The 17216-nt window shown below is 37.8% G+C and carries 17 protein-coding genes; 4 read left to right on the forward strand and 13 right to left on the reverse strand.

Annotated features, from left to right (window positions below):
• Positions 1-33: 33 nt before the first annotated feature.
• The 6 genes from pfkA to QNJ52_RS04670 all read right to left on the reverse strand — a co-directional run bounded on the left by pfkA (position 34) and on the right by QNJ52_RS04670 (position 7593).
• Positions 34-993 (reverse strand): 6-phosphofructokinase, encoded by a 960-nt coding sequence (pfkA, locus tag QNJ52_RS04645; RefSeq protein WP_219492513.1) that lies wholly within the window; start codon positions 991-993, stop codon positions 34-36.
• Between the two features lie 181 nt (positions 994-1174).
• Positions 1175-2116, reverse strand: coding sequence for an acetyl-CoA carboxylase carboxyl transferase subunit alpha (accA, locus tag QNJ52_RS04650; RefSeq protein WP_219494842.1), 942 nt, complete (start codon positions 2114-2116; stop codon positions 1175-1177).
• A gap of 2 nt (positions 2117-2118) precedes the next feature.
• Positions 2119-2976 (reverse strand): acetyl-CoA carboxylase, carboxyltransferase subunit beta, encoded by an 858-nt coding sequence (gene accD, locus QNJ52_RS04655; RefSeq protein WP_219492515.1) that lies wholly within the window; start codon positions 2974-2976, stop codon positions 2119-2121.
• A 4-nt stretch (positions 2977-2980) separates the two neighbouring features.
• Complete coding sequence (locus QNJ52_RS04660) at positions 2981-3415, reverse strand: FadR/GntR family transcriptional regulator (protein WP_241427444.1); 435 nt, start codon at positions 3413-3415, stop codon at positions 2981-2983.
• Positions 3416-3492: 77 nt separating this feature from the next.
• Positions 3493-6639: a DNA polymerase III subunit alpha gene (locus QNJ52_RS04665; protein ID WP_219492517.1), complete on the reverse strand. Its 3147-nt coding sequence runs from the start codon at positions 6637-6639 to the stop codon at positions 3493-3495.
• Between the two features lie 9 nt (positions 6640-6648).
• Positions 6649-7593, reverse strand: coding sequence for a DHH family phosphoesterase (locus tag QNJ52_RS04670; protein WP_219492520.1), 945 nt, complete (start codon positions 7591-7593; stop codon positions 6649-6651).
• 66 nt (positions 7594-7659) lie between these two features.
• Here QNJ52_RS04670 and QNJ52_RS04675 point away from each other — a divergent pair, with 66 nt between their 5' ends.
• The gene (locus QNJ52_RS04675) at positions 7660-8010 is read left to right on the forward strand and encodes a YtpI family protein (protein ID WP_219492522.1); all 351 of its coding nucleotides are present in this window, start codon (positions 7660-7662) and stop codon (positions 8008-8010) included.
• Positions 8011-8060: 50 nt separating this feature from the next.
• Here QNJ52_RS04675 and QNJ52_RS04680 read toward each other — a convergent pair whose 3' ends face one another.
• Both QNJ52_RS04680 and QNJ52_RS04685 read right to left on the reverse strand, forming a co-directional pair.
• Positions 8061-9362, reverse strand: a complete 1302-nt coding sequence (locus tag QNJ52_RS04680) for a DRTGG domain-containing protein (RefSeq protein ID WP_241427445.1) — start codon at positions 9360-9362, stop codon at positions 8061-8063.
• A 26-nt stretch (positions 9363-9388) separates the two neighbouring features.
• On the reverse strand, positions 9389-10069 hold the full coding sequence (locus QNJ52_RS04685) for a metal-dependent hydrolase (RefSeq protein ID WP_283721992.1): 681 nt from the start codon (positions 10067-10069) through the stop codon (positions 9389-9391).
• Between the two features lie 132 nt (positions 10070-10201).
• On the opposite strand from QNJ52_RS04685, the gene QNJ52_RS04690 reads away from it, so the two are divergent.
• Both QNJ52_RS04690 and QNJ52_RS04695 read left to right on the forward strand, forming a co-directional pair.
• Positions 10202-11269: a M24 family metallopeptidase gene (locus QNJ52_RS04690; RefSeq protein WP_219492530.1), complete on the forward strand. Its 1068-nt coding sequence runs from the start codon at positions 10202-10204 to the stop codon at positions 11267-11269.
• Positions 11266-11886 carry a copper homeostasis protein CutC gene (locus QNJ52_RS04695; RefSeq protein WP_219492533.1) on the forward strand — a complete coding sequence of 207 codons (621 nt, stop codon included), beginning with the start codon at positions 11266-11268 and terminating at the stop codon, positions 11884-11886. The genes QNJ52_RS04690 and QNJ52_RS04695 overlap by 4 nt, the downstream gene beginning before the upstream one ends.
• A 53-nt stretch (positions 11887-11939) precedes the next feature.
• Here QNJ52_RS04695 and ald read toward each other — a convergent pair whose 3' ends face one another.
• Positions 11940-13055: an alanine dehydrogenase gene (gene ald, locus QNJ52_RS04700; RefSeq protein WP_219492536.1), complete on the reverse strand. Its 1116-nt coding sequence runs from the start codon at positions 13053-13055 to the stop codon at positions 11940-11942.
• 180 nt (positions 13056-13235) lie between these two features.
• On the opposite strand from ald, the gene QNJ52_RS04705 reads away from it, so the two are divergent.
• Entirely contained in the window at positions 13236-13736 is a 501-nt protein-coding gene (locus tag QNJ52_RS04705) for a universal stress protein (protein ID WP_012657282.1), read from the forward strand.
• A 91-nt stretch (positions 13737-13827) separates the two neighbouring features.
• On the opposite strand, the gene QNJ52_RS04710 is transcribed toward QNJ52_RS04705, so the two are convergent.
• The 4 genes from QNJ52_RS04710 to QNJ52_RS04725 all read right to left on the reverse strand — a co-directional run bounded on the left by QNJ52_RS04710 (position 13828) and on the right by QNJ52_RS04725 (position 17213).
• On the reverse strand, positions 13828-15024 hold the full coding sequence (locus QNJ52_RS04710) for an acetate kinase (RefSeq protein ID WP_219492539.1): 1197 nt from the start codon (positions 15022-15024) through the stop codon (positions 13828-13830).
• A 72-nt stretch (positions 15025-15096) separates the two neighbouring features.
• Positions 15097-16020: a class I SAM-dependent methyltransferase gene (locus tag QNJ52_RS04715; protein WP_219492542.1), complete on the reverse strand. Its 924-nt coding sequence runs from the start codon at positions 16018-16020 to the stop codon at positions 15097-15099.
• Between the two features lie 58 nt (positions 16021-16078).
• On the reverse strand, positions 16079-16576 hold the full coding sequence (gene tpx / locus QNJ52_RS04720; protein ID WP_099482814.1) for a thiol peroxidase: 498 nt from the start codon (positions 16574-16576) through the stop codon (positions 16079-16081).
• 73 nt (positions 16577-16649) lie between these two features.
• Entirely contained in the window at positions 16650-17213 is a 564-nt protein-coding gene (locus tag QNJ52_RS04725) for an RDD family protein (RefSeq protein WP_219492544.1), read from the reverse strand.
• Between the last annotated feature and the right edge of the window lie 3 nt (positions 17214-17216).

Consider the following 17216-nt stretch of genomic DNA (forward strand, 5'->3'; position numbering starts at 1 on the left):
GCCTCCATTATATTTGTTGCGACACTTATTGCATTATATCGATAATTCATTAGATAAATCATACATCTTCTCATCTAAATGATGGACAGATGTGAAGATATCTTCAAACTTAGTCTTAGATAAACTATTATTCTGAATGCCAACTGCAAGACCAGTTTCATTATTCATCAGCAGTTCTACAGCATAGCCACCTAGACGACTTGCAAGTACTCTATCCATTCCAGAAGGTGAGCCTCCACGCTGCATATGACCAAGTACCGAGATACGAGTATCAACATTAATATATTTCTTTAGTTCCTGACCACATTCTTCACCGGTCATAACGCCTTCAGCAACAACGATGATAGAATGTTTCTTGCCACGTTCGATCCCTTGTTGAATTTTATCTGCAATGACCTTGACATCTTTACGGTGCTCTGGACACAATACTGTCTCAGCACCTCCTGCAAGACCAGACCATAGCGCTAAGTCTCCGGCATCTCTCCCCATGACTTCTACGATGAATGTACGTTCATGACTCGACGCTGTATCTCTAATCTTATCAATTGCTTCTACAATCGTATTTAAAGCCGTATCAAATCCTATCGTAAAGTCTGTGCCGTTGATATCATTATCGATTGTTCCTGGAATACCGATTGTCTTTATGCCTTCTTCATTCAGTCTTTGAGCACCACGATAACTTCCATCGCCACCAATAACCACTAGACCTTCGATACCAAGATTATTTAAATTGGCAATCGCCTGCTTACGTACTTCTGGATCTTTAAATTCTGGACAACGTGCCGACTGCAGAAACGTCCCCCCACGCTGTATCTTATCCCCTACAGTACCACGTTCCATCTTCTTAATATTATTATTGATTAATCCTTGATACCCTTGATATACGCCATAAACTTCTATGCCATAATACATTGCTTTACGCACAACAGCACGAACAGCAGCATTCATTCCAGGTGCATCGCCACCACTCGTTAATACAGCTATCTTTTTCATATCAATTCCTCACTTTGTGTATTCTTTATCTTTAAATTAACACATTACTTTCACATTATCCATCAATATCACATGTTCGTAACAATGAAAACGTTTTAAAAAAACATTCAAAAAAAAACGTCGCCAACTCATTATTTAGACAACGTTTTCAACTATCTTTTCATATTATGTTAATATCTTTTTATTTGATTTCACCGATTGCTCTAAACTTATCATAACGTTGCTGCACAATGTCCTCTGCAGAGCGTTGTGAAAGTTCACGAATATACGGAGTTAATGCTTTATTGATCAACTGACTTTGTTGTGCGATATCTCGATGTGCACCACCAGGTATTTCATGAATCACTTCATCTACGACGCCAAGTTCAAGTAAGTCAGGTGCAGTAATCTTCATCGTTTCTGCCGACAACTGGGCCAGTGTACTATCTTTCCACAGTAACGCTGCCGCACCTTCTGGAGAAATGACGGAATACGTTGCGTTTTCTAACATTAACAATGTATTACATACACCTAAACCAAGTGCTCCACCACTCCCACCTTCCCCGATGACAATCGAGATAACCGGTACTTTAAGTGCAGCCATCTCTACTAGATTGCGTGCAATCGATTCACTCTGCCCGCGTTCTTCAGCTGCTTTACCAGGATATGCTCCTTTCGTATCGATAAAGCATATAATCGGACGGTTGAACTTTTCAGCTTGCTTCATCAATCGCATCGCTTTACGATAACCTTCTGGATGCGCCATACCGAAATTTCTGTATATATTATCTTTCGTCTCTTTTCCTCTTTGGTGACCAATGACAGTAACAGGACGGCCTTGGAAAGAAGCAATACCTCCGACGATTGCAGGATCATCTCTAAAGTTTCTATCTCCATGAAATTCCATAAACTCATCAAATAGATGCGCAATATAATCTAAAGTTGTCGGTCTTTCACCTAGACGTGCAATCTGCACTCTTTGCCAAGGGGACAGATCGGCATAGATTGATTTAAATAGGTTTTCTTTCTTTGCCTTCAGTAATTCTACCTCATGTGTTAAATCAACATCAGATGCTTTCATATACTGCTCTATATCTTGAATTTTCTTTTCGATATCTCTAATAGGTTGTTCAAAATCCAGCACCATTAATTTTCACCCCTTTGATGTAATTTCAAGATTGTAGTAAGGACCTCTTTCATCTCATTACGATGGACAACTTTATCAAGCTGTCCATGATCCAGTAGAAATTCAGCGGTCTGGAAATCATCAGGTAACTTCTCATTAATCGTCTGTTCGATGATACGTCGTCCTGCAAATCCAATCAAACTTTCTGGTTCCGCAAGATTAATATCTCCGACAGATGCAAAACTTGCAGATACACCACCTGTCGTAGGATGTGTCATGAATGCAATGTATAATAACCCTGCTTCACGATGTCGGTTCAAAGCCACACTCACTTTGGCCATTTGCATCAGCGATAGTATTCCTTCCTGCATTCTCGCACCACCACTTGCTGTAAAGATAATAAAAGGCATCTGCTGTTTCGTCGCATATTCAATTACACGTGTAATCTTCTCTCCAACAACCGTTCCCATAGAGCCCATACGAAACCTTGAATCCATTACAGCGATACCCGTTTCATAGCCGTTGATAGTACCCCATCCGGTTACGACTGCTTCATCAATCTCCGTCTTCATTCTATCTTTCTCTATTTTCTCTTCATAATTCGGAAAGTTAAGCGGATTGACTGGTTCAACATGTTTATCCAGTTCCTTAAATGTATCTTTATCCATCAAAGCATCAATGCGGTCATAGGCGTTCATCGCCATGTGATGATCACAGTTAAAACAGACATTTAGATTTTCTTGCAGCTCTTTTGTATACATGATTTTTTGACATTTTGGACATTTCGCCATTATACCTTCAGGTACTTCTGTATCTGTCATATTTTTAACGGTTACATATTTTTTCTTCTTATTCTTTTTAAAGATATCCTTAAACATATGCTCACGCCTTCTCATCATAAGTCGCTTCATAGCGCTTTAATAATTTCCAAACTCTAAACATGATTGTGTTGCTTGTATTGATACATTCTTCAATCGTCTTGTTCTCTTCAATTGTTATACTGCTTTCAATCATATGTATAAAATCCTTTATTTCACCTGTTTGTGCCCTTGACGTGATCAAATATCCACCTATCAGCTCGAAGAACTGGTTATTATCCATATCAGATAAATAAGTTCCTTCGCCCCGTCTTGTCTCGATAACGCCAAGAATCTCAAGTGCGCGTAATGCTTCTCTTATGCTTGAGCGACTAATATTGAGTAATTCGCTCAAATGTCTTTCAGATGGAAGTTTATCACCAGACTTCAGTCCATCATTCTTTATCATACGGTCGATTTCATCTAAAACATGATTAAAACCTTTATGCGGGGTATTCACAGTTGCACCTCCAAAAGAATCCTTAGTGGTCTGACCACTAAGGATTAATATATCACATGTTTAATTTTTAATAAAGTTTATATTATGCGAATGTCTTCAGGATTGAAATATTCAACCAGTTCTTTAATTTTATCTTTGGACACTGTGCCAATTACATGTTGTGCACGATCAAAATAGATGACCTGTATCTCCCCTTCATCTAGAATAAAAGTCTCTGGCAACGGTTCGCGTATATAAATAAATCGAGCTTGCTCGTATATTCTTTTTATAAATGATTCGACAGTTTCAATCGTTTCAGCGATATAGTTATCTTTCCCTCTGTTATTATCAAATTTCCCATTGATCACAACCATTTGATGAGATTGAATCGCTGTCTCAAACTTACGATAAGTATCTGGAAAACATACGATATCGATATTATCTGTACCATCAAAGCCTTTGATAAATGCCATCGGTTGACCTTTCTTTGTTCTAATCCTTCTCACTTCATCAATGAATATCAGCATGTAATGCTGATTCAGTCGTTGCGCAATTTTATATAACGGCAAATATTGAAGTGCTTTAAAACGTGATTCGACCGGATGATTCGTTAAATAAAAGCCAAGATATGCTTTTTCATATTCTGCTTTTTTCATATCTGACATTTCTTCGTGAATGATATAATCTTTCTTCTTATTTAAACCAAGCGACTCTAGAAAGCTTCCTTCTCCTTCGTTTGTCCTTTCAACATCGATTATCATATCAAGTGATGCAAGTAATGTTGCGCGCGTGTGTCCAAAGGAATCAAAACTGCCGGCATGGATTAGAGCTTCTAATAAAGGTTTACTAACAATTCGTGAGGGGATACGTGCACAGAAATCATAGATATCTTTAAATGAACCTTGTTTTCTTGCATCAATAATATCCTGAACACTTTTGTAGCCGAGTCCTTTAATGACACCTAGAGCGTTTAATATACCGTCCTTATATGTGCGATAATACCAATGTGCCTTATTGATATCGGCAGCATATATCGGTATACCACGTTTCTTGACTTCATCGATAATCTCTTTAGTCTTGTGCTCACTGCCGATTTGATTACTCAGGATAGCTGTATAGAAGATATTTGGATAATGTACTTTCAGGTATAACATACAGTAAGCGATTTTCGCATATGCAACTGCATGCGCTTTCGGAAATCCATAGTTCGCGAACTTCAGTATTAATTCATATATCGCTTCTGCGGTTTGTTTATCATAACCTTTATTGACGCTTCCTAAAATAAAATGTTCTTTTTCCGTCAGTAGCACCGACATGTCCTTCTTGCTCATGGCTCGCCTTAATATATCCGCTTCTCCGTAACTGAATCCTGCAAATTGATTTGCAATCTGCATAATTTGTTCTTGATAAATGATGACACCAAATGTATCTTTCAATATCGCTTTTAGATCGTCATGAATATAATCTACAGATTGAGCACCGTGCCTTCTTTCAATATAGACTGGAATCTGTTCCATAGGGCCTGGTCGATAAAGTGCCAGCACGGCAACAATGTCGTTGAAATGACTGGGTTTCAGATTACGCAGTACATTTCGAATACCATCCGATTCGAGCTGGAATATACCAGTGGTGTCACCTTGCGCCAGTAATGCATAGACTTTAGGGTCATCAAGCGGCAATGTATTCAGGTCAAGCTGCTGATTAAACTGTATCTTAACCTGATCCATCACATTATGTATGATTGACAGATTCCTTAGTCCTAAAAAGTCGATTTTCAGTAAACCGATAGATTCAACTTCTGTCATCGTCCACTGCGTAAGTGACACTGAATCTCCTTCTATAATCGGCACGTAATCTGTCAGTAGCTGATCATGAATAATTACGCCAGCAGCATGTGTCGATGTGTTACGCGGGAGTCCTTCGAGCGCATAAGCAATGTCAAACCATTGCTTTCGACGATCACTCTTATTGATGAACCGCACAAAATCCTCATCCGTCTTCATATCATCAAGTGTGATACCGACACGTTTTGGAATCAAAGTACTGATTTCTTTTAATTCGGCATCTGAAAACTGTAATATACGCCCTGTATCACGCATTACAGCACGGGCATTTAAATGTCCGAATGTCACGATGCCACTGACATTGTATTTACCGTATTTGTCAACCGCATACTGAATCACCTGATCACGCTTCGTATCTTCAAAATCAATATCAATATCTGGCATCGTCACACGTTCTGGATTTAAGAACCGTTCGAAGAGCAGATTGTATTGAACAGGATCTACTTCAGTGATTCCAAGCACATAGCTGATTAGTGAGCCACCTGAAGAACCACGCCCCGGGCCAACAAGAATATCATTTTCCTTTGCATACTGAATTAAATCACCGACAATCAGAAAGTAATCGGCATACCCCATCTGCGTTATGACATCATATTCATAACGCAGACGTTGCTCATAGCGTTCATCAAAATGTGGAATCTCTTTCTTTTTATCTTGAAGCAGCTTCATTAGATATGCATCACTCGAATAACCATCGATAGGAAATTTCGGCATAGATGCATGATGCTTTGTAATATCTACATTACATTGTTCTGCAATTTCATGCGTGCGGTCTATATAGTCCTGCGGAATCTTCAAATCAACGAGTTGCGCTTCACCCTTCATATACGCTGTGCCCGCTTTGATTTGTACCATTTCTAATGGCAGCTTCTTATTCTCCTCTATCGCATTGAGTACTTCCAGATGCTGTACACCACTGGATTCTAGATAAAGTACATCTTCTATATATACTTTTTTTGCAGCAAGAGAACTGTTATGGCAAATATAATAAGATTCGATACCCTGTGTAAAATGTGATTCTGACTCCGTAATCGACTTGAAGATTACGATTAGTCCAGATTGATATTGTGTCAGCCATTTTAAAGGTGTGAGCGTTACACCTTTAAGCTGTATTCTCGATGAAAGTTTGATCAGGTTCACATATCCTGTATTGTTGCGTGCAAGACATACGGCATGAATTTGTTTCAGGCCATCCGTCACACGTATCTCCATTCCAATTATCGGTTTAATATCAGCAGCAATACATGCCTTATAAAATGATTGCACACCAAATAATACATTAAAGTCCGTCAGGGCAACTGCATGTTCTTTTAATTCTGTGACACGTGTCACTAACTTATCGATTTCAACTGTAGAATGTAAAAGATCATATGCCGAATGCACATTTAAATGAACAACCATTCGTTTCACCTACCCATTTACAAGTTTCTTTAGTTCACTTAACAACTGCTCGTATTCCGATATGCTATATACAGAAGCACCACTTGCCAATGGATGACCTCCGCCATTATATTTAGCAGCGAGCGTGTTAATCACAACTTCTTTACTTCTAAGTCTCACGCGAATAGCATCGCCTTCATCTACAGCATAAGCCCATGCTTTGATTCCTTTCATATCGGAAAAGGCATTGACAAATAACGAAGCCTCTGAAGCGGTAATATTAAATCTTTCTAGTATTTCCTTAGAAATGAAAATATTGCCGACTCCATTATCAAAGTTAAAGTTTTGCAGCACAAAGCCTTGAAACTTCATACTTGAAGCCTCTCGTTGCTGCATTTGATTAATCATCTTCGTATGATCTATATCAAACTTAAGTAGTTCAGCAGCAACTTCCATCGTTCGCGATGTTGTATTATTGAAGAGAAATCTTCCAGTATCTCCAACAATCCCGATATAAAGACACTTTGCTGCTGCGGTATCGATATAATCACTTCCATATCCTAGAGAAGTCAATATTTCATAGATGATTTCACTTGTTGACGATGCAGTCGTATCCACAATGTTAAGTTCTCCATATTGATCTTCAGGGGGATGATGATCGATTTTTATTACCTTATCACAAAGCGTGTATCTGCTATCATCAATACGCGGTGCATTTGCAGTATCCAAAACGAGCGCTAACGCCCTTTCAAACTGTTTATCAGTTAAAGTATCCATGTCACCGATAAACTTTAAATTTTCAACTTCAGTACCCACCGCATATACACGTTTATTGGGATATAAACGCTTAATTGCATGTTTTAATCCTATTTGTGAACCTAATGCATCTGGATCCGGTCGGACATGTCTAAAAATAATAATTGTCTCGTAAGCATTGATTTCATTAATCAGTGCATTTATTTCTTGTTTATTCATATATTCTCCTTTATTTACTAAAATTCATTTCGTTGATATAATCGATAAGACTGGAGGTTAATTCAAATGGAAGTTATTTTTCCTTATATTATATCAGCACTTGTTGCTGTTATGTTGTTTTCATTTATATTTACTATATTTAATATCGCTAAGTACTTCAGAACAGTGAAAGACGTTCGTCGCGCCTGGTATCGCGCTCGAGCACGTCAATGTTTCGCTATCTTTATGTTTGCCTTCGCTTTGAACCAGATGCTGTTATTTCCACAGTGGTTTACTTTTGTAGTATGCGCGATACTGATCGTCTTTGCAGTAGTTAACTATCAATATGCGATTAGAGCAAAGCATCATTTTGAGTCTCACTTTGCAGATGAAGACGCTGCATGGGCTGAACTTGAAAAGAAACAGCGCCAACGATAGCTTCATTAATAACAAAACCCGTACGCATATACACGTATGGGTTTTGTTATTTAATAGAAATGTTCAATCACCTGTACCGCACAAAGTGATTTGGCAACGGTTTGATTGCGGACAGATAACGCCACCTCTACTTTCGCTGCTTTTCTACCAAGATCGAGCAACGTAAATGTCACATTCACTTCACTGTCCATCTGTACGATCTTAATAAATATAATATCGATATTATCTATTAGTATATCGCCTTTAATATGCTTTTTCATTTCATGATTTATTGTCTCTTCTATAATCGCTAAATAAACAGATTTACTCAGCATGCCAAACTGATTGGACATTTGAGGTGAGATTTTCACTGAAATTTCACCTTCTTTAAATGTCATCTTCTTAAGCACCTGATCATTAATCGTATCACCAATATGAGGCTGACGATCGACAACCTGCATCGCCTTCAACACATCTTCTCGCGATACGATACCAAGTAGATTATTGTATCTAGAAACAACTGGCAGCAGTTCAATGCTTTCCCAGATCATAATATGCGCACAACTTGCGACAGTAGAATTTAAGTTCACTGATACGGGATTTTTCGTCATCACCTTTTTAATCTTCTCATTAGGATTCTTCCCTAGTACATCTTTACTTGTTACGATTCCACTCAGTTTATTATTATCATCCAGCACTGGAAATCTCGTGTGCTTCGATGATTCTGAAAGATGATTCCATTCACTGACAGTATCGTTTTCTCTTAAACAGATTGTATTCTCTATCTTTATCAATATATCTTGTGCTGTGAGCACTTCTTTTTTTATCAGCTGATCATAGATAGCGCGATTGATCATGTTTGCGACAGCAAAGGTATCAAAATTAGAAGAGATAATCGGCAATTCTAAGCTGTCTGCCATTTTTTTAACTTCCTCAGTAGTATCAAAACCACCTGTAACGAGTACGGCAGAGCCTTTTGACAAGGCAAGCTTCTGTACTTCTGAACGGTTACCGACAATAAGCAAGGTATTCTCACCGATATACTTCTCCACTTCGTTTAGTTCCATGGCACCAATTGCAAACTTGGTCAATGATTTATGCAGGCCCTCACGCCCACCAATAACATGACCGTCAATAATATTAACAATCTCTGCAAACGTCAGATTATCTATTGCATTGCGCTTCTTCTTTTCGATACGAATCGTTCCAACACGTTCAATCGTTGAAACGATACCATTATTCTCAGCCTCTTTAATTGCACGATATGCAGTACCTTCAGATACACGGAGTATCTTTGCGATTTGTCTTACAGATATCTTTGACCCCACGGGTAAATTGGTGATATGTTCTATGATTTGTTCATGTTTTGTCAATGTTCCACCCATTCTCTTACTTATTATTAAATTGAAACAGATTGACCGCTCTGCAATATTTTAACCTTCGTATGTACCTTATCAGCAAACGCATTCACATCAACTTCAATATACGGAAATGTATTGTAATGAATTGGAACAGCAATAGTCGGTTTGATCAATTCATTAATAGCATAAGCTGCATCGTCAATACCCATCGTAAAATTATCGCCGATCGGAACAAAGCAGACATCAGCAGGATGACGCTCTGCGATTAATTTCATATCAGAGAATAATCCAGTGTCACCACAATGGTAAATAACCTTTTCTCCTAGTGTAAAGACCAGACCGCAAGGCATACCTAAATAAATGATGTCACCCGCTTCAGTAATAGAATTACTATGGAATGCCTGCACATATTTTACCTTACCAAAATCAAATGCTACGTTCCCACCGATATTCATCGGATGTGTATTTTCAACACCTTTACCTGCTAAATAATCACAAAGTTCTGGTGTTCCAATTACCTTTGCTCCTGTGCGCTTTGCAATTGCTTCAGTATCTCCTAGATGGTCGCCATGTCCATGTGTAAGTACAATATAATCCACTTCAAGTGTTTCACTATCTAAGTCTGACAGATTATTCCCATTAATAAAAGGATCTACAATGACTTTCTTTCCATTATGTTCGAATGTAATACAAGATTGACCGTGAAAAAAGATTTCCATTATAACACCTCTCTCCTATTGTTAGGTTCTATTATACATGAATTAAAGTGTATTTAAAAAGCCGACACATGAAAATTGAATAATCAATTAATCTAATTTACACTAGTAGTACTATGAAAAAGGAGCAATGATATGAAAAATCTAGAAAAATTGACAGCTTATATGACTGAACAGAATATTACACATGCTTTTATTACAACACCAGAAAATATTAATTACTTCAGTGGCTTCCTTTCTGACCCACACGAACGACTTACGGCTTTATACGTAACGCAGCACGAAGCATCATTAATCGTGCCTGCAATGGAAGTGAACGATGCGATAAATGCGTCAAACTTAAATACAATTGGCTATTCAGATACAGAAGATGCCTTTCAAGTAGCGAAACATCAGCTTGAGATTCCAGATGGAGCTGTGATGTTTATCGAAGAGGAACATGTAACAGTAAAGCGTGAGAAAGCAATTCAGCTGCACTTCAAACCAAGTGCATTACAGTCAATCGATCAGATCATTAAAGACATGCGAAACATTAAATCAGAAGATGAGATCGCTTTATTAAAACAAGCTGCACGCTACGCAGACCAAGCAGTTGAAACCGGAGTAGCAGCATTAAAAATCGGTATTACTGAAGCGGAAGTTGTGCAGATTATTGAAAATGAAATGAAACGTATTGAAGGTATTTCTGATATGAGTTTCAGTACGATGGTACTCTTTGGTGATCACGCAGCAAGTCCACACGGCACACCTGGAGGAAGAACGTTGAATGAGGACGAATATGTACTCTTTGATCTTGGTGTTATATACAAAGGTTATTGTTCTGATATTACACGTACAGTAGCATTCGGTACGCCTCCTCAACTCCATCAAGATATTCACAGTATCGTTACAGAAGCAAATAAACGTGCGATAGCACTTGTAAAGCCCGGTGTACCTATTAAAGACATCGACGCAGCTGCACGTGATTATATCACCTCTAAAGGTTATGGAGACTATTTCCCACACCGTCTAGGTCACGGTCTCGGCATCAGTGTACATGAATTCCCAGATATCTCTTCATCAAATGAAAACACATTACAAGCTGGTATGGTATTTACAATCGAACCCGGTATTTACTATCCTGAAACAGTCGGCGTTCGCGTTGAAGACGATATTCTAGTAACAGAAGATGGATACGAAGTACTCACGAGCTATGTAAAATGACCACATATAATGTCGTCGAAACTTTCCATGATCTATACGAAGCAGTAAATCATGGAGGAACACATATTGTTATCAATCAGACCGGGATGACAGCAAGTTACGGATTCGCAAAAATAGCGATAGAATACTGCCATCCCCTAAACGTCAGAGTATACGCACTCATCAATCCATCATTCCAAAGTTATCGTTACACTTTATTTGATGTCGAAATCATGCGGGAAGATATTAGACAGTTGAATCGGTTGAAGATAGATGGCTTTATATTCGGTGCACTGGACTCTGATAATAACCTTGATATTCCAGTGATGCGGACATTAATTCAAGCTGCTGAATCAACACCAGTGATCATGCATTCTCAATTTGATAAGATTCCGCTCCGCACACAACTAAAAGCGATGGATGCATTAATTGAGATAAATGTATCAGCAATCATCACACATGGGGATGTTTCTTACTTGAAACCTATCGTTGATAATACGCAGCAGCTTGGTCGTCTGTTACGACATTCCAAAGGTAAAATTGAGATTATTCCGGAAGTAGCAGACAGCAATGAATTCACTGAGCTGAAAAAATGGATTCCATTTCAGCATGCATATGGCAGAGAAATCTATCATTAATATACAAAAATCGAGGCCCCCATCAATATGCGGGCCTCGATTTTATTCTTTCATTAATTATTCAACAATGATTTTGCATCAAAGTATTCTAAGCCTTGGTCCTGTGCTACAGCCTCAAAAGTAACATGTCCATCAAGCGTATTGAAACCTTTTAGGATTGCTTCGTTATCTAAAGCTGCTTGCTTATACCCTTTATTTGCAATCTGGATTGCATAAGGAATCGTTGCATTTGATAATGCCATCGTTGATGTGCGTGGTACAGCACCTGGCATATTCGCAACTGAATAATGCACAACATCATGTTTCACGAATGTTGGTTCATCATGCGTTGTGATACGGTCTGAAGTTTCGAAAATACCACCTTGGTCAATTGCAATATCAATGACTACTGAACCTGGGCTCATTGACTTGATCATTTCTTCAGTTACAAGTTTTGGAGCTTTCGCACCTGGAATTAATACTGCGCCAATCACAAGATCACTTTCACGTACACTGTCAGCAATGTTTAATGGTGTAGACATTAAAGTCTGAACTTGATTTCCGAATAAATCATCTAACTGCTGTAAACGTACTGGGCTTAAGTCTAAGATTGTAACTTCAGCACCTAGACCGACTGCCATTTTCGCAGCGTTTGTTCCAGCTTGTCCTCCACCGATAATTGTTACACGACCTTTTTGAACGCCGGGTACACCTGCTAATAAGATTCCTTTACCACCATGAATCTTCTGTAAGAACTGTGCACCGATTTGTGTTGCCATACGACCTGCAACCTCACTCATCGGAGATAATAATGGTAGCCCACCTGTCGGTAACTGAACTGTTTCATACGCTATCCCTACCACTTTATTATCTAATAAAGCTTTCGTTAATGCTGGTTCTGGAGCTAAATGTAAATATGTGAATAAAATTAAGCCTTCTTTAAAATATTTAAATTCAGGCGCTAAAGGTTCTTTAACCTTCATTACCATATCTACATTCCATGCTTCTTCAACTGAACCAATGCGTCCGCCTACTTCGATGTAATCCTCATCTGTGAAGTAAGAACCAAGTCCTGCACCTTTTTCGACGATAACCTCATGTCCGTTATCAACTAATGCATGAACCCCACCAGGTGTCAATGCGACACGATTCTCGTTGTTTTTAATTTCTTTTGGAATACCTATTAACATGTCATACACTCCCCTTAATTTATCCTTACAAGAATATAGTAACATTTACAAATGAAAACGCAATCATTTAATTTAGTAAGAGTATTCAGAATATATAAAATGTTTACAATTCTATTATTACATTCTAAACATTAGTGATATAATAAAAGTGTAATAAAGATCGTAAATGGAGGGATTTTTATGTTAGTGTATAAAAATATCTTAATCGCAGTCGATGGATCAAGTGAAGCGGAATGGGCCTTCAATAAGGCAGTCGAAGTTGCTAAGCGTAATAATGCAACACTCTCAATCATCAATGTTATCGATACAAGAAGCTATGCAAGCGTCGAAGCGTATGACCGCTCTATTTCAGAACGCGCAACACAGTTTGCAGAGTCATTGCTTGATGGCTACAAAAGAGTAGCACAAAGTCGTGGTGTATCAAACGTGGATACTTTAATTGAATACGGTTCACCTAAGACGATTATTCCTAAGAAAATCGCACAAAAATTAGGTGCAGACTTAATCATGTGTGGTTCAACTGGGCTTAATGCGGTTGAACGTTTCATCATCGGATCAGTATCAGAGGCCATCGTACGTCATGCAGAATGTGACGTATTAGTTGTCAGAACTGAAACAATGCCACATAACTTCCAGCCAGAAGTTGCTACGAAAGAACTGCTAGAAGAACATAAACAGTAGAGAAACCCGGGAGTTCATATCATACTCGATAAGGTAATTTATTATTGAAAAGGAAAAAGGTCAGAACAATAGTTCCGACCTTTTTTTCATATTATTTTAAGTTACCGAAAGTCATCGTATCACGTGCGATCATAACTTCTTCATCAGTTGGTATTACCATAACTTTAACTGGTGAATGTGGATAGTTGATAAATGCTTCTTTTCCACGAAGACCCGCATTTAATTTTGGATCCCAGTAAACGCCCATGAATTCTAATCCTTCTAATACACGTGCACGCACGACGTCAGAGTTTTCACCAACACCTGCAGTGAACACGATTGCATCCAGACCTTTCATACGTGTTGCATATGACCCGATGTATTTATGGATACGACTTGCAAATACATCTAGTGCTAAGATGGCACGTTCGTCACCTTCTTCAGCTTTTTGTTCAATGTCACGTAAGTCACTAGAAATCCCTGAAATTCCTAATAATCCAGATTCTTTATTTAATACATTAATAACTTCCTGAGCTGTCTTACCTGTCTTCTCCATCAGGAACGGAATGATTGCAGGATCAAGGTTACCTGAACGTGTTCCCATCGTAACACCAGCAAGTGGTGTGAACCCCATAGATGTATCTACAGATTTACCACCTTCTACTGCAGCGATTGAAGCCCCATTACCGATATGGCAAGTAATAATACGTAATTGTTCAATAGGACGATCTAATAATTCTGCAGCACGTTCTGCTACGAATTTATGGCTCGTACCGTGTGCACCATATTTACGAATACCATAATCTTGATAATATTTGTAAGGTAAGCTGTAAAGAAATGCTTCTTCAGGCATTGTTGTATGGAATGAAGTATCAAAGATTGCTACGTGCGGAATATTTGGTAGCATCTTACGGAATGCACGGATACCCATTAAGTTTGCAGGGTTATGTAATGGTGCTAACTCACATAATTCTTCAATTTGCTTTTCTACTTCATCTGTTACAAGCGCGCTTGTTTCAAAGATGTCTCCACCTTGTACGACACGGTGACCTGTACCATCTAAATCATTAATATCTTGGATGATACCGTGTTTTTTCATTTCATCAAGCATCATATCAACCGCTTGCTCATGATTTTTAATATCTAAAGTTTGAGTAATCTTCTCACCATTGACTGAAATTGTAAAGATTGAATTCGGTAATCCAATTCTTTCTACTAATCCTTTAGTCAATACTTTCTCTTCAGGCATTTCAAATAACTGAAATTTTAAAGATGAACTACCTGCATTAATTGCCATAATTTTTTTCATGGTCTTCCTCCTAAGTAATTGAATACTTATATTTAATCATTATTACAGATTATTATCAAGAATAATACAGAATTATTTGTTACGATTTTCTGAATGCCACACTTCTAATTCATCGATAAATGTCTTCATATTTCTCTCATCTTTGAAATCGGGAATATTTGCAAGTAAAACTTCAACTGCTTTGGATTTTGAACCATTTTTTCGCTCTAATACGAGTAAGCTTTTTCGACGTGCTTCAGTCTTGAACAAACTTGAAGGGAAATTCAAAAAGGCTTGCATTATTGTTTCTGTAGCAACAAATTTTTGTAACTGTTCCACATTGTCACCTTCAAAGAGTTGGGTCGGAACAATTAAAAATGCGAGACCTCCTGGCTTTAGGCTATTTATCGCTTGTTCAATTAATAAATGATGACTAAAACTATGTCCTTCTTTAAATCCGAGTTTCATTTCGTGACTTCTTACATCATTTGGATAGTAGCCTACCGGAAAATCACCAGTAACAACATCGAAATCGCCTTCTGGTAATGGCATAATTGCATCTTGAGGAAAGACATCAAAGGGTATCTCTAAAAAGTTTGCTAAATGGATGCTGAGTCTTGATAATACAGGATCGACTTCTACAAGTACATGGTCAAAAGTCTTGCCTGGATTCTGTTCATGTATTGTAGCCGAGAGATGTCCTGTACCACTCGTAAGATCTAATATCTTAAGCTGTTCATCTTGAACAAACAAATTCATTACATACGCAGTCATATATCCAATACTATCTGGTGTCATCTGGTGATTCGGCTGTATCATCTCTTCTTTCAATAAGCTTAAATAACTGAACTGGAATGCCTTTCTGCGATCAATACTCGTACTTCTTTCAAGTAGATCTCTTTGGTTGATATAAATATCTTCAAGACTTAATCCTAAATTCTCAATAAAACTATGTCCATTTTCTTTTTGGAGTGCTTTCGCCTTACTATCAATAACTTTAAATAATTCTTCTATCATATATGATCCTTTCAAATAAAAACTGCCCCAAATTAAGGGCAGTAGTTAATACGTGTAATTAAATTGATTTTAATGCTTCAATCGCTTTATCATAATCGGGATGATCTGTACCTTCTGGAACAACTTCAGTATAGACTACTTCGTTTGTATCGCTGAGAACAAATACCGAACGTGCAAGTAAACGTAGGTCTTCCATTACGACACCATAGTTCGTACCAAATGATAGGTCTTTATGATCACTTAAAGTAATCACGTTCTCTAATCCTTCTGCTGCACACCATTTTGCCTGAGCAAATGGTAAATCAGCAGAGATAGTTAGAACAACAGCATTATCAATACCTGCTGCTTCTTCATTAAATTTACGTGTTTGTGTACTACATACACCTGTATCAATAGATGGAACAACGCTGATTAATTTCTTCTTACCTTCGTAATCGGCTAATGTTCTTACCGTTAAATCATTTGCTAATACGGAAAAATCCGGAGCTGCCGTCCCAACTGTGACAGGCTCGCCTGATAATTTCATTGGATTGTTCTTAAATGTAACTTGTGCCATTATGATACCTCCTAAATTGTTTTACACTATTAATTTAACATGTTTATAAGAGAAAACGAATTAATTTGACTGATTAAATTCTGATTTCTTGCTTCACAAGCTTTTCTCTTAATAACGCACTCTCTTCCTTAACAACGAGTGTATCACTTAACAGATCATGTATACCACGCTTATTTGGATTAAATAGTATAACGAGATAAAGTAAATAAGCGAAGAAGTTAGAAATATATCGTCCAAAGAATTCTCGGGTAATAACCGTTCCTATAGAAAGTTTGCGGCCATCTTCATGAACTACTTTTAATTTTAAGATCATCTTACCAAGTGTTGCATTAAAGAAATACGTAAGTAAAATAAAATAGCCAAAGTAGATTAATGCACTAAGTACATTATAGACCGAAAAGAGCGGTGTCATAATATACATATCACTTAAACCGTATGATGCATCAAATGGATTTAATGCAATGTTTTTAATCGAACCAATAACGATTAAATCAATGATAAATGCTACAAACCGAATACCAAATCCAGCTTCTGTCGCATGAATTAACTGCTGTGTAAGTTTATCATTCACATTGTGCGAATTCATTGGAACAGCTAAGTCACTTTCAATATGTTGATCATATTTTTCTTCATACATTAC

The sequence above is a fragment of the Macrococcus sp. S115 genome (assembly GCF_030067655.1).
Taxonomy (GTDB): domain Bacteria; phylum Bacillota; class Bacilli; order Staphylococcales; family Staphylococcaceae; genus Macrococcoides; species Macrococcoides psychrotolerans.